This is a genomic window from Gardnerella sp. KA00718 (assembly GCF_049244285.1).
In the GTDB taxonomy this organism is placed as follows: Bacteria; Actinomycetota; Actinomycetes; order Actinomycetales; family Bifidobacteriaceae; genus Bifidobacterium; species Bifidobacterium vaginale.
Window position 1 is genome coordinate 548,651 of the sequence record NZ_CP058370.1, and the last position, 12,486, is coordinate 561,136.

A 12,486-nucleotide genomic window follows, 5' to 3' on the forward strand; every position below is an offset into this window, starting at 1 on the left:
AGTGTGATTTTGCTATGGTTATAGAAGATTTTAGCGAAGAGTATTTTACTCACTGTTTGTTAAGAAATTTACGTTCTTTACAAATGTATAAGCATGCAGATTTGCATCCTAAGGCGGTTTTACTCGGTGGTCAAAGTGGTGCTGGCAAAACGACCATTCATGTAATAAAACAAAAAGAATTTAACGGTAACATAATAATCCTTGATGCTGATAGCTATAGGACTCAACACCCTTATTATTGCGAGTTGCTTGAGAAATACGGTAAAGAAAGTGTTAAATATACGAGTGCTTTTTCCGCAAAAATGGTAAGAAGCTTAATTGATGAGTTAAGTTCTAAAAAATATAATCTCATAATTGAAGGTACTTTGCGCAGTGTTGAAGTTCCTAGTAGTACTGCGAAAATGTTGATAGATCGTGGTTACCGTGTTTCTCTTGCTGTCATTGCAACAAAACCTGAATTGTCATGGATCAGTACGCTGATTCGCTACAGGGAAATGTATTTGGAAGATCCTAAAAGTGCTAGGGCAACTCCTAAGGATCATCACGACAATATTGTGAACAATATAGTAGATAACTTGTTGAAATTAGAACAATCGAAAATATTTGACAGAATTCAGATTTACAAGCGAGACGAAAAATGTATATATGATTCTGATTCGTATAAAAATAGTCCAAATATTACAGCAGCTAGTGTTCTTAAGGAAGTGCTCTTTGGCAAGAAAACTATTGATGAGAAAAAGTTGATTTGCCACGCTAAGAATAGGTTGAATGAACTAGACAAGTTGATAGATAAAAGTTTGTAGAATTTGCAGAAGCTCGCATTAGTGTGGTTGATTTGCGCGAGTGGGTTATTTTGTAGTATTTTGTTTTTTTTTTTTATCCCGCATTTGTTCCCATATTTGGCGTTTTGATAAACAAATGCGGGGTAAGAGATAGGCCGAGTGAAGAGTTGTGGGGTAAAAAATTCAGATAAGCGGCAAAAGGTGTGTCAACAAATCGAGTTTTCGTTGAAATATCAAGAAAGACTTGTCGTAGTTAATATAAAAAACGAGCATGTCCACAATAAAAGTGAATATGCTCGTTTTTTTTTTTAAAATAGTTTAAAATCACCAAAAATAAAGGTTAATAAATCACTAACTTAAGCATTTGGTCTTTTGCCGTGATTTGCTGCCTTTTTGCGGCGTGCCTTGCGCTTACGTCCACGCATACCCATAATAAACTCCTAACGATTAAAATGAACAACCTTAGGGATTATCGCACATTGCCAAGACGTTCAAGCTTTTGTCTTTCGTAAGATGTCACATATCTGCAGCTATTACATATTCTCAATCAGAGGTGAAATTCTAAATTGGTTAACAACAGTTTCCTGTGGTGCTATAACAGTCAAGTCTGTTCCTGTGTTAAATGCATTCGCATATGCCGTCTGTGGTTCTACAGCAACTCCGCAAGGATGCTTGTCTGCAGGGAAACCAGTTGCAGTGCACACTTGGAATGATGTTACGCTTTTGTCGCCTTTCACCGCTATTTGTAAGTCGTCAGCGCGCGTAAAAATCGCAGTAGTCCACTCATCGCCATCCCTAATTAAATCAGTCCAAGCATCATCAAATGGCTGATTAACTAAAAATGGATTATCGCGTAAATCAAATCGCGTTCCGTCCACGCTTTCTGTGCCAACTGGTATTAAACGTTCATTTGCGCGCACATGCGTTTTTGCAGGAAGCTTAAGCTTGCACTTAGAGTTTAGTTGATCAATCTCGTCTCCATGCCCTTGTAATCCGTTGCACAGCCAAGGGTGCATTGCAGCAGCCCATGGAGCATCATCATTGCCATGATTGGTTGTATTCAACGTTAAATGAATCCCATAATCGTCAAGCTCCCAAGTGGCTATTGTAACAATGTCAAAAGGATATCCTTCCATATTTGGTGATCGCCATAAAAGACTCACACTGGATTGTGTAACGCTTAAAGTTTGCCAGTATGAGCGGTATCCGTAGCCGTGCAAAGCTGTGTCTCTATCTCGCTCATCGATAGGCAGAGTATAAGACACGTTTTGGAACTTGTAAGACGCTTTATCTACACGATTTGGGAAAGGAATCAGTATTTGTCCATTGAAGCAAGGCGGTAACTCGTCAGCCTCAAATGGCACAACAATATCACTATTTCTCCAAGTAAAATTGCGTAGTGCAGCTCCAAGTTGTGTTATTGTAGCCTTGTAATCTTTGTGGCAAATCGTGTATTGGTTGCCTGTTCGCGGTGGTAGCGAATACGATTTCATAAATCACCCCTGTGTGAAAACGTTTTAATACTTCTAATATAATTTAATACTTCTAATATAAATTGTATTACTTAAGCCAATATATCTGCTACGGTTGCGTTAAGCAAGCTAACTAAATCGTTTGGATTTAGAACAACATCAAGACCGCGTTTGCCTCCAGAAACAAGAATCTCATCAAAGTGCATAACACTAGCATCCAGAACGGTTTCGTGATGAGTACGCTGACCAAATGGGCTGATTCCGCCAACCACGTAGCCGCTTTCGCGTTGAGCTACATCTGGGCTTGTCATACTAGCTTTTTTGGCGTGTACCGCGCTAGCAATCGCCTTCATGCTTAATCTACTGTTTACTGGTACAATCCCAACTACGCGTTTTTCCCCAGTGTCTACCATAAGTGTTTTGCACACTTGTTCAGCATTTACGCCTAATTTTTGCGCTGCTTCCATGCCATATCCATCATCCATGTGGTCTGCATCGTGCTCATAGTCAACAACACGGAACGTAATTCCAGCGTTTTCTAACTGTGCGATTGCTGGCGTTGCTTTACTTGTCGTAGCATGTTTTTTGCTCATTTTTACCCCCAGTGTGCAAAATGCTTTGCGAAAACCCCCTGCGATGAGTCACCGCAAGGGGTTTATAGCTTTTATTTAAGCTTTATTAGCTTTACCGTGTTTCGCTAACTTTACTCAGCAATCTCAGCGAAGTAAAGCAAGGTGCGAATCATGTTAGCAGTAAAGCCGTACTCGTTATCGTAGAAGGTAACGGTACGAGCTAAAGTTACGCCGTCAACAGTGTTAACATCGGTCTGAGTTGGATCGAAAACGCCACCGTGGGTGTCGCCGATGATGTCAGAAGACACGATGCTGTCAGCATTGTAACCGAAGTACTCGCAGTTTTCGAAAGCCTTCTTGAAGGCTTCGTTGATTTCTTCGGTGGTTGCTGGCTTCTCGAGAACAGTGGTCAACTCGGTAACAGATCCATCTGGAACCTGAATACGCTGAGCATGACCCTGAAGCTTGCCATTAACTTCTGGAACAACCTTGCCGATTGCCTTAGCAGCACCAGTGGAGTGCTCGATGGTGTTGCAAGCAGCAGAGCGGTTGTTGCGTGGCTTGGAGCCGCGTGGGCCGTCGAGAATCATCTGGGTGCCAGTGTAAGCGTGGATTGTGGTCATGAAGCCAGACTTAATGCCCCAGTTATCCTGCAAAAGCTTAACCATTGCAGCCATGGAGTTAGTGGTGCAGGATCCAGCGGACACAATGTTGTCGGTTGGCTTTAGGATCTCTTGGTTCACACCAAACACAACGGTTGGGGTGGTTTCGTCTTTAGCAGGAGCAGAGATAAGAACCTTCTTAGCTCCAGCGTTCAAGTGAGCCTGGGACTTTTCTGCAGAAGTGTAGAAACCAGTGCATTCGAGCACGAACTCAACGCCATCGTTCTTAACCCATGGAATATTGTTTGCGTCTTTTTCAGCGTAAACCTTGTAAGTCTTACCATCTACGACGATTGCGTCTTCGGTGGAGGTAACCTCAACTGGGGTGCCGTCGTCGTGGCGGAAAGTGCCATGAGTGCTGTCGTACTTAAGCAAGTAAGCAAGCATCGAAGGAGTGGTCAGATCGTTGATGGCTGCGACTTCGATATCGCCAGCTTGACCGCCACGAGCCTGAAGCTCAAAAATACGACGGAATGCCAAACGGCCGATACGTCCAAAGCCGTTAATACCAATCTTGACTGTCATATGGGATCTCCCTTGAGTGAAACCTTAACGCATAGTTCTAGCGATTTTTCGCGATTTTTAACAATACGTTTTGGTCTTCGTTATTTAAACTAACATGTTCATTTTAATGTGCGGTATGTACGACGCATTACGAGGCATTTTTGCTCTCTACACCGCAAATTTGCGATTATTTACGCTATTTTGATGGCACAGCTAGAGCGCTTGAAATGCTAGTGTTTATATCTCCCAAATCGCCAACTGGCCGCTTAAACCAGCTGACTTGCGGCAGTGGAGCGTCTATAGGGAAGGTGATTACAAGCGTTCCTTCGTGAACGTCGATATGTGCAGGAGTATCGTTTAGTAACTCGTTGCTTAAGCCTTGAACGGCATCACCATACATAGTTGCGTGCTGAAGTTGATATTTAAGACCAATCTCATTTACATCGCTAGAAACAGGTGTGTGAGAAAACACAGACACCATGCGGCCTTCGTGACCATTAGATGCAGGAAAGTCGAGAGAACCGTTGTGAATTGCTGTAACAATCGTGCCGTCTCCATACAAGAATCCAATTCCGCCTCTAACGGCAAGTCGAACCATAAGCTGAATATTGGAAATCGTGTGATCGACGCGACCACCTAAGCCGCCAAAAATATGGAATTCTCTAGAACCTTTAGCCCAGCCAACTTTAAGAGCAGAAAGCAAATCTGGATCATCTTTTTCGGCGGGAAGTCGCGTAATTGCAGCGTCTGTTGGAAGCTTTAAGCGCACAGAATCAAAGTCACCGATTAGAGCATCAACATGCAAGCCGAGTCTGCACGCATGATCCCAGCCACCATCTGCCGCAATAGTTAAAGCGCGATCAGGAACATGTTCGCGCGTATGGTCGTAATAATCTCCAGCTGCTAAAACAACGCAGCGCTTTAAAGGCTCCATAGACTTATAATATCGCGCGCGTGGAATTGCGTTTATTTTGCGTGTTTTACTGCGATTTGTTTAGTATTTTTGAGCACGGCTGATTATTGGCATTGATTAATGTCAAGGCTCCAAGTAGAATAGACATTTGGCTTGAGTAATCAAGAAAGTGGTATATCCCACCTGGAAGCCCAAAGTGGTTTCGGGTTCATGACTTCGGTCACGTGGCATTTATTTATTGCTACAAAGCCGCACGGCTATGAATTTAGGTTGCGTGCTTATTTTGATTGATGTGTGAACTTGAATTTATCTTTGCCTTTTGGTGTGCTGTTCCACTGTTTTAACAAGGATTGGAGTCATCATTAGCGACGAACCACGCATTAACGAAGAGATTCGCGTCTCCCAGGTACGCCTTATCGGTCCGAAAGGCGAGCAAGTGGGGGTCATCGCGACCTCGGTAGCGTTGAACCTGGCAAAGGAAGCGAACCTCGATCTCGTCGAGGTGGCACCTACTGCTAAGCCTCCTGTAGCCAAGCTTATTGACTACGGTAAGTACAAGTACAACGAGAAGATTAAGGCTCGTGAAGCGCGTCGTAATCAAAGCACAGCTGAGATTAAGGAAATTCGTTTCCGACTCAAGATTGATGATCATGATTTCGACGTTAAGAAGGGTCATGTTCTTCGATTCCTAAATGGCGGCGATAAAGTTAAAGTCACCATTATGCTGCGTGGTCGCGAGCAATCGCGTCCTATCGGCGGAGTTGAGTTATTGCGTAGGCTTGCAGATGAGGTTTCCGAAAGTGGAACTATTGAGTTTGCCCCTAAGCAGGAGGGTCGTAACATAATAATGACTCTCGCTCCTAAGGGCAAGAAGATTCATACTCAGTCTGAGCAGCGTCGTAGAGGCGCTGAATCGCGCGCAGAACGTCAGGCTCGCCAGGCAGCGCGTCTTGCAGCAAAGCAAGGAACTCAGGATGCGGCAGCAGTCGCAGCACAAGCTTCTGTAGAATCTGATCAGAATCATAAGGAGGGCAGCAATGCCGAAGATGAAAACTAATTCCGCAGCGTCCAAGCGCGTTCGCCTTACCGGCACTGGTAAGGTAATGCACGATGGTAGCGCAATGCGCCACAACTTGGAGCATAAGTCTGCTCGCAAGCGTCGTGCTTTGTCTGCAGATAAAGTTTTGGCTACAGCACAGAGCAAGAATTTGAAGGGCTTGCTGGCTAAGTAAGTTGCAGTAAAGCGAAGACGCAATTAAAGATTTTTTAAGAAAGCTGAGGAATACTTATGGCACGAGTAAAGCGCGCAGTTAATGCTCACAAGAAGCGTCGCGTTGTTCTTGATAGGGCTTCGGGTTATCGCGGTCAGCGTTCCCGTCTTTATCGTAAGGCAAAGGAACAGCTGCTTCACTCATTTACTTACAACTTCCGCGACCGCAAGGCTCGCAAGGGCGACTTCCGCAAGTTGTGGATTCAGCGTATTAACGCTGCAGTTCGCGCAGAAGGAATCACCTACAACCGCTTCATTCAGGGCTTGCGTTTGGCTGGCATCGAATTGGATCGCCGCGCTTTGGCTGAGCTCGCTGTTAGCGACGTTGAAACCTTCAAGGCAATCGTTGAAGCTGCTAAGGCTGCTTTGCCAGCTGATGTGAATGCTCCTGTAGAAGCCTGATTTAGTTTGATTTAGCCTGTTCGGTCTGACTATTCTAGCTAAGCTGACTAGTCAGGCTAAATAGATTAGACTGACTAGATTAAGCTAAATAGATAGTTTAGCTAGGTTTTTATATTAAACCCGCCCATTGTGGCGGGTTTTTGTATAAGTATTTTGCATATGTATTATGTATGTTGCGTTTTATACATAACGGGCAATAGTATAAGCATTGAGCAAAAACCAGCGCTTTGCTAGAGCGAAACAGATCAGGTGGCGTGCTGAAAAGTCGCCAGCAACCGTCGATTGGCAAGGGTTTGCGCCTAATAAAAAATAATAAAAATAAAAAATAAAAAAATAATAAGCTCGATAAAGAGAAGAATCGCCAATAGGAGTGATTATGAACACCACTAATCATGATGAAAACAAAGCCGTAATCACCGTAGTAGGCAAAGATGCCGTAGGAATCATAGCCAAAGTAACATCAGATTTAGCAAGCCGCAAAGCGAATATACTAGACATATCTCAAACAATCGTCAACGGCTTTTTTAACATGATGATGATTGTAGATGTAAATGAAATAAGCGTAGAATTTGGCGAATTAGCGGAAGAACTAGCAAAACTAGGCGAAGAAATCGGCGTTCGCATACACTGCCAGCGCGCGGAAATTTTTACAAACATGCACCGAGTGTGAGTAGGAGAAACCCATGCTAAACATTATGGAAGTGAGCGAAACAAACTCAATGATCGAGCAAGAAAAACTCGACGTTAGAACCATAACAATGGGAATAAACCTGCTAGACTGTGCAGACGCAAGCGTGCAAAAAGTGTGCGAAAACGTGTACAACAAGATTACGCGCCTTGCAAAAGACTTAGTCAGTACGGGCTGCGCGATTGAACGCGACTACGGAATTCCTATTGTGAACAAGCGCATAACCGTAACACCAATAAGCCTAGTTGGAGCTTCTGCGTGTAAAAGCCCAGACGATTTTGTGCAAATTGCGCACGCACTAGACAAAGCAGCAAAAAAAGTTGGAGTGGATCTGATTGGCGGCTACTCAGCGCTGCCTGCAAAATCCATGACAACAGCCGACCGCATGCTTATAGAGTCGCTGCCAAAAGCCTTGAGTGAGACAGATATTGTGTGCTCAAGTGCAAACGTAGGATCCACACGCACTGGAATTGACATGGATTGCGTGGAACTACTTGGGCGAGTAGTCAAACAAATTGCACAGGCGACTGCAGACCGAGACTCCTACGGGTGCGTGAAGTTCGTAGCATTCTGCAACGCTCCAGACGATAATCCGTTTATGGCAGGTGGATTCCACGGCGTAACAGAAGGAGACGCTGTGATAAACGTTGGCGTATCTGGACCAGGCGTGGTTTCGCGCGCGCTAGACGAGGCGCGCGGGAAGGATTTTGCGTTCTTGTGCGAAACGATTAAGCGCACGGCTTTTAAGATTACGCGAGTAGGCCAGTTGGTTGCGCAAGAGGCATCTAGAAGGCTAGGGGTGCCGTTTGGCATAATCGACTTGTCGCTTGCGCCAACACCAGCCGTGGGAGACTCCGTAGGCGAAGTCTTAGAAAAAATCGGACTTTCTACTGTTGGCGCTCCTGGCACAACAGCCGCTCTTGCAATGCTTAATGATCAAGTTAAAAAAGGCGGAATAATGGCTAGCAGCTACGTTGGTGGGCTTTCTGGCGCGTTTATACCTGTTTCGGAAGACGCAAACATGATTGCTGCGGCAAAGTCAGGCTGCCTTAGAATAGAAAAGCTAGAAGCAATGACGTGCGTTTGCTCTGTAGGCTTAGACATGATTGCAATTCCTGGAAGCACAACAGCTGCAACAATATCTGGAATGATAGCGGATGAGGCAGCAATAGGAATGATAAATCAAAAAACAACTGCTGTGCGCATAATCCCTGTGGAAGGGAAAAGCGTTGGGCAAATGGCCAATTTTGGCGGTTTAATGGGGTATGCTCCGATTATGCCAGTAAACACCGAAAGCTGCGAGGAGTTTGTTTCGCGCGGTGGGCGAATTCCAGCGCCTGTGCATAGCTTTAAAAATTAGGGCGATGTCGTCTAAAAGTGACGACGTCTAAAATTGTGTGAATATCTGTGAATATTTATGAATATTTATGAAAGGGTTTCTATGATAGAAAAAACTACTCCGTTAAGCAACGAAAATCTTGCTAACGCGCTTAAAAAAATAGGCGAAAGTCAAAATCATGTTGCTGTAGTAGGTTCCATGAACGCAGATTACACAATAGTTGCCGACCGTCTTCCAAATCCTGGAGAAACTGTAAACGGAAGTGATTTGCGAGTACTACCAGGAGGAAAATCTGGTAATCAAGCCGTTTCTGCAGCAAAAATCGGCGCGAATGTGCAAATGTTTGGTGCTGTAGGCAGCGACGAAAACGCAGAATTCCTTCTTAACACGCTAGAATCTGCAGGTGTAGACACGTCTAAAATTTTGCACGTAGAAGGCATAAAAAGTGGCGCAACAGTAATAACAGTAGATGCAAAAGCTGGCGAAAACACAATCGTCTATGCTCCAGGATCTAATGCAAAAGTAAGTGTGGAATATATTAGTCAAGAAGATGTTAAGAAGGCTATTAGCAGTGCAAGCGTTTTAGGATTGTGCCTTGAAAGCCCAATGGAAACTGTAACGGAGGCTGCAAAAATTGCGCGCACAGCTGGCGTAAAAGTTTTACTTAATAATTCGCCTTTTGTAAGCGAGCTGCCACGCGAGTTGATTGAAAACGCAAGCATACTGCTTGTAAACGAGCATGAAATGGCGCAATTGCTTAAAATTCACGAGCCAGAAGATGGCAATTGGGATGATTTTGACTGGTTTGATGCGGCGCGCATTATGCACGAGTATGGTTTCGACGAGGCAGTTGTGACTCTTGGTGCAGAAGGCTCTGTTGTTTTAGATTACAATGCGGAAGATGGTAAAAAGGCTGTTCGCATATGCCCGCAAAAAGTTTCTGCAGTAGACACCACGGGATGCGGTGACGCATTTATGGGAACCGTTTTGGCAGGACTCGCCGCTGGATTTAGTTTAGCTCAAAGTGCGCAAGTGGCAACATATGTTTCTGCATACGCAGCAACAGGATTTGGAGCGCAATCGTCTTACGGCAGCGCGCAACAGGTGGTTCGTGCGTTTGAGTAGTGGCGCTGTATGCTGCTAGACTAATCGCGTATGCGTTTTTACCGATTTTGCAAATGGGAAGGCAGATATGTCAACAATTCTTGAAGGCACTCCAAAAAAGCAAATGATGCTGGTAACGGGTAGAGCGTATCCGCAACTTGCGGAAGAAACTGCCAAATACCTTGGAATAGACGTTCTAGAAACAACTGCCTACGATTTTGCAAACGGAGAAATGTATGTGCGCTTTACGCAGCCAGTTCGAGGAGCAGACGTTTTTGTTTTGCAAGCGCACACCGATCCAATCAACAATTGGATTATGGAACAGCTGCTTATGGTTGACTCTTTAAGGCGAGCATCCGCTAGAAGCATAAACGTTGTAGCACCTTTCTTTGGGTATTCGCGTCAAGATAAAAAGCATCAAGGTCGTGAGCCAATTACAGCGCGACTTATGTTTGACTTATTCCGTTCCGCTGGAGCTAAAAGGATTCTTACCGTTGACATGCACGCGGCTCAAGAGCAGGGATTCTTCGACGGACCTGTAGACCACTTAACAGCAATGCCAGTGTTGATTGATTACGTTCGTAACACTATGAGCCTAGAAAACACTACGATTGTTTCCCCAGACGCTGGACGAATCAAGGTTTCGGAGCAGTGGGCCGCAAAGCTTGGTGGATTGCCGTTAGCGTTTATTCACAAAACTCGAGATACAACAAGGCCAAATCACGCGGAAGCGCACGGAATTATTGGCGATATTCAAGACAGAGATTGCATTGTTGTAGACGATATGATTGACACGGCTGGCACGATTTGCGAAGCTGTTCGCACGCTTAGAGGAGCAGGTGCGAAGTCTGTTACTTTGGTGGCAACTCATGCGCTTCTTTCAGGACCTGCCGTAGAGCGACTTAAAGGTTGCGGAGCTCGCGAAATCATTTTGACAGACACTGTTCCTGTTCCAGAAGAAAAGCGCTTAGAGAATATGACGGTTCTTTCGATTGCACCTCTTCTTGCTGCTGGAATTAGGTCTGTGTTCAGGTCTGGATCGCTTGTTTCGCTTAGAAACGCACTTCCAGAAGACATGAAGCACAGAAATATTTACGCTCATTAGTGTTGTTGATTAGCTGCGCGGTGGCGAGTCGCCAGCATGATGTAGACTTAATAGGTTGTTCGTAAAATTAAATATGCAAAAAATATTGCGTAATAACTTAATTTGCGAACGATTTGCAAACACACTCCTGCTGTGGAAATTCCACAGCCGAATAGTCCGAAGGAGGTGGGTGATGTCTGCACATAAGTATGAACTGATGTTCATTGCCGATCCAGAGCTTGATGAGCGCGGTCTTAAGAAGTTGACCGAGCAGTATCTTGAGCTTGTCACCAAAGAGGGCGGTTCCGTTGACGGTACCGACTACTGGGGTCGTCGTAAGCTTGCCTATGAGATTGACGGCAAGACTGAAGGCAACTACGTTGTAGTGAATTACACTGCTGAGCCAGCTCTTAGCGACGAGCTTGACCGTGTTTTGAATCTTAACGAATCTGTAGTCCGCACGAAGATTCTTCGCAAGGACGCAAAGTAAAGTCAAAAGACGCAAAGTAAAGTCAAAATAAAGTTGGATTTTTGTTCTAAAATCTCAAAGTAAGAAAAGTCTTAAAGTAGGGAATGAGGCTGCAATGGCTGGAGAAACTGTTATAACGGTGATTGGAAATTTGGCTAAAGAGCCAGAAACTGCCACCAGTTCTAACGGCAGTGTTAGAACTTCTTTCACAATTGTGTCTAATTCTTCGACTTTTGACAGAAGAACAAATAGCTACATTAATGGCACACCATTATCGCTTAGATGTGTTGCATGGGGAGACTTAGCTGAGCATTGCGCGCAAACGCTTACAAAGGGAATGCGTGTTATTGTTCAGGGCAGATTGCGTGCAAACAACTACGTTGATAAAAACAGCAACGAAAAGCGATACAGCATCGATTTGATGATTGATGAAATTGGGCCATCCCTGCGATTTGCTACTGCTCAAGTTAATCGTTTGAGCTCTAAAGGCGGTTTTGCTGGGAACAATAATGGATTCAATCAGGGCGCTGGTGCTGGAGCTGGTATGAATGCTGGTGGATACACTGGCGGTTATGCTGGCGGCGCGAATTATGCGAATAGTGCGGCTGCTGGTGCTGGAATGAATGCGCAAAATGGCGCTAATCAGGGCGTAAACGTTGAAGACCCGTGGAGTGCTTCTGCTCCATCAAATGGCGGATTTGCAACGTTTGGAGCTAGCTCCGATTTTGGTGGATCAGACGAAGAGCCAGAGTTCTAGTTTACTAGCTTACTAGGCGAGATAATGGCGGTTAATCCGCGGTTGCTTGCGACTATCTGGTTGGGCGCTTGTTAGTCTAATCTAAAACATAATTTAGAATTTGATTTAAAATCTAACTAAAAATTGACTTTTATAAACTTAAAAACATCAGTTTAGCGTGTAAACAAAAATAAATGTTTATAACGCATTTGAGAGAGGACATCCTATGTCACGTAAGAGGCCGCAACCACCGGTCAAGCCTTTCAAAAAGAAGCCAAATCCTTTGAAGGCTGCCAAGATTACTGAAATTGATTACAAGGACGTTGCTTTGTTGCGTAAGTTCGTTTCGGACCGCGGCAAGATTCGTTCCCGTCGTATTACTGGTGTAACCGTACAGGAACAGCGCAAGATCGCGAAGGCAGTTAAGAACGCTCGCGAAATGGCTTTGCTCCCATACGCCACCACTGGTCGCTGATTGAGAGGATAAGA

General features: G+C 44.6%; 16 protein-coding genes. 11 read left to right on the forward strand and 5 right to left on the reverse strand.

Going from position 1 to position 12,486, the window contains the following annotated elements; translation table 11 throughout:
* Positions 1-14 precede the first annotated feature (14 nt).
* Positions 15-803 carry a zeta toxin family protein gene (locus HXT55_RS02145; protein ID WP_421792352.1) on the forward strand — a complete coding sequence of 263 codons (789 nt, stop codon included), beginning with the start codon at positions 15-17 and terminating at the stop codon, positions 801-803.
* A 335-nt stretch (positions 804-1,138) separates the two neighbouring features.
* Here the strand turns inward: HXT55_RS02145 and HXT55_RS02150 are convergent, their stop codons facing one another.
* The 5 genes from HXT55_RS02150 to HXT55_RS02170 all read right to left on the reverse strand — a co-directional run bounded on the left by HXT55_RS02150 (position 1,139) and on the right by HXT55_RS02170 (position 4,926).
* Positions 1,139-1,213 (reverse strand): 50S ribosomal protein bL37, encoded by a 75-nt coding sequence (locus tag HXT55_RS02150; RefSeq protein ID WP_369803150.1) that lies wholly within the window; start codon positions 1,211-1,213, stop codon positions 1,139-1,141.
* A gap of 102 nt (positions 1,214-1,315) precedes the next feature.
* Positions 1,316-2,275, reverse strand: a complete 960-nt coding sequence (locus HXT55_RS02155) for an aldose 1-epimerase family protein (RefSeq protein ID WP_421792354.1) — start codon at positions 2,273-2,275, stop codon at positions 1,316-1,318.
* Positions 2,276-2,346: 71 nt separating this feature from the next.
* The gene (gene ybaK / locus HXT55_RS02160; RefSeq protein ID WP_064623090.1) at positions 2,347-2,847 is read right to left on the reverse strand and encodes a Cys-tRNA(Pro) deacylase; all 501 of its coding nucleotides are present in this window, start codon (positions 2,845-2,847) and stop codon (positions 2,347-2,349) included.
* A gap of 110 nt (positions 2,848-2,957) precedes the next feature.
* Positions 2,958-4,013, reverse strand: coding sequence for a type I glyceraldehyde-3-phosphate dehydrogenase (gap, locus tag HXT55_RS02165; protein WP_004117281.1), 1,056 nt, complete (start codon positions 4,011-4,013; stop codon positions 2,958-2,960).
* 175 nt (positions 4,014-4,188) lie between these two features.
* On the reverse strand, positions 4,189-4,926 hold the full coding sequence (locus HXT55_RS02170) for a thiamine diphosphokinase (RefSeq protein WP_004112993.1): 738 nt from the start codon (positions 4,924-4,926) through the stop codon (positions 4,189-4,191).
* Between the two features lie 301 nt (positions 4,927-5,227).
* Between HXT55_RS02170 and infC the strand changes: the two genes are divergently transcribed.
* The 10 genes from infC (at position 5,228) to rpsR (ending at position 12,472) form a co-directional block, all read left to right on the forward strand.
* Positions 5,228-5,962 carry a translation initiation factor IF-3 gene (gene infC / locus HXT55_RS02175; RefSeq protein WP_013399724.1) on the forward strand — a complete coding sequence of 245 codons (735 nt, stop codon included), beginning with the start codon at positions 5,228-5,230 and terminating at the stop codon, positions 5,960-5,962.
* Positions 5,943-6,137 carry a 50S ribosomal protein L35 gene (gene rpmI, locus HXT55_RS02180; RefSeq protein WP_004112988.1) on the forward strand — a complete coding sequence of 65 codons (195 nt, stop codon included), beginning with the start codon at positions 5,943-5,945 and terminating at the stop codon, positions 6,135-6,137. The genes infC and rpmI overlap by 20 nt, the downstream gene beginning before the upstream one ends.
* Before the next feature lie 56 nt (positions 6,138-6,193).
* Positions 6,194-6,577, forward strand: a complete 384-nt coding sequence (gene rplT, locus HXT55_RS02185; RefSeq protein ID WP_004114536.1) for a 50S ribosomal protein L20 — start codon at positions 6,194-6,196, stop codon at positions 6,575-6,577.
* A gap of 376 nt (positions 6,578-6,953) precedes the next feature.
* Positions 6,954-7,247 carry an ACT domain-containing protein gene (locus tag HXT55_RS02190; RefSeq protein ID WP_101891779.1) on the forward strand — a complete coding sequence of 98 codons (294 nt, stop codon included), beginning with the start codon at positions 6,954-6,956 and terminating at the stop codon, positions 7,245-7,247.
* A gap of 13 nt (positions 7,248-7,260) precedes the next feature.
* Positions 7,261-8,625, forward strand: coding sequence for a PFL family protein (locus HXT55_RS02195; RefSeq protein WP_421792357.1), 1,365 nt, complete (start codon positions 7,261-7,263; stop codon positions 8,623-8,625).
* An 81-nt stretch (positions 8,626-8,706) separates the two neighbouring features.
* A complete protein-coding gene (locus tag HXT55_RS02200) occupies positions 8,707-9,729 on the forward strand; it encodes a ribokinase (protein ID WP_182835734.1) in 1,023 nt (340 codons plus the stop codon).
* Positions 9,730-9,796: 67 nt separating this feature from the next.
* A complete protein-coding gene (locus HXT55_RS02205; RefSeq protein ID WP_004112979.1) occupies positions 9,797-10,813 on the forward strand; it encodes a ribose-phosphate diphosphokinase in 1,017 nt (338 codons plus the stop codon).
* A gap of 172 nt (positions 10,814-10,985) precedes the next feature.
* Positions 10,986-11,282 (forward strand): 30S ribosomal protein S6, encoded by a 297-nt coding sequence (rpsF, locus tag HXT55_RS02210; protein ID WP_004112977.1) that lies wholly within the window; start codon positions 10,986-10,988, stop codon positions 11,280-11,282.
* A 94-nt stretch (positions 11,283-11,376) separates the two neighbouring features.
* On the forward strand, positions 11,377-12,018 hold the full coding sequence (ssb, locus tag HXT55_RS02215) for a single-stranded DNA-binding protein (protein ID WP_004112976.1): 642 nt from the start codon (positions 11,377-11,379) through the stop codon (positions 12,016-12,018).
* A gap of 205 nt (positions 12,019-12,223) precedes the next feature.
* Positions 12,224-12,472, forward strand: coding sequence for a 30S ribosomal protein S18 (gene rpsR / locus HXT55_RS02220; RefSeq protein WP_004105399.1), 249 nt, complete (start codon positions 12,224-12,226; stop codon positions 12,470-12,472).
* The last annotated feature ends 14 nt before the right edge of the window (positions 12,473-12,486 follow it).

Bases quoted from the DNA above. Each gene is read 5' to 3' on its own strand.
- HXT55_RS02155 (WP_421792354.1), bottom strand. From the start codon at position 2,275: ATGAAATCGTATTCGCTACCACCGCGAACAGGCAACCAATACACGATT.
- gap (WP_004117281.1), bottom strand. From the start codon at position 4,013: ATGACAGTCAAGATTGGTATTAACGGCTTTGGACGTATCGGCCGTTTG.
- HXT55_RS02145 (WP_421792352.1), top strand. From the start codon at position 15: ATGGTTATAGAAGATTTTAGCGAAGAGTATTTTACTCACTGTTTGTTA.
- ybaK (WP_064623090.1), bottom strand. From the start codon at position 2,847: ATGAGCAAAAAACATGCTACGACAAGTAAAGCAACGCCAGCAATCGCA.
- rplT (WP_004114536.1), top strand. From the start codon at position 6,194: ATGGCACGAGTAAAGCGCGCAGTTAATGCTCACAAGAAGCGTCGCGTT.
- rpmI (WP_004112988.1), top strand. From the start codon at position 5,943: ATGCCGAAGATGAAAACTAATTCCGCAGCGTCCAAGCGCGTTCGCCTT.
- rpsR (WP_004105399.1), top strand. From the start codon at position 12,224: ATGTCACGTAAGAGGCCGCAACCACCGGTCAAGCCTTTCAAAAAGAAG.
- HXT55_RS02200 (WP_182835734.1), top strand. From the start codon at position 8,707: ATGATAGAAAAAACTACTCCGTTAAGCAACGAAAATCTTGCTAACGCG.
- HXT55_RS02205 (WP_004112979.1), top strand. From the start codon at position 9,797: ATGTCAACAATTCTTGAAGGCACTCCAAAAAAGCAAATGATGCTGGTA.
- rpsF (WP_004112977.1), top strand. From the start codon at position 10,986: ATGTCTGCACATAAGTATGAACTGATGTTCATTGCCGATCCAGAGCTT.
- HXT55_RS02190 (WP_101891779.1), top strand. From the start codon at position 6,954: ATGAACACCACTAATCATGATGAAAACAAAGCCGTAATCACCGTAGTA.
- HXT55_RS02170 (WP_004112993.1), bottom strand. From the start codon at position 4,926: ATGGAGCCTTTAAAGCGCTGCGTTGTTTTAGCAGCTGGAGATTATTAC.
- HXT55_RS02195 (WP_421792357.1), top strand. From the start codon at position 7,261: ATGCTAAACATTATGGAAGTGAGCGAAACAAACTCAATGATCGAGCAA.
- ssb (WP_004112976.1), top strand. From the start codon at position 11,377: ATGGCTGGAGAAACTGTTATAACGGTGATTGGAAATTTGGCTAAAGAG.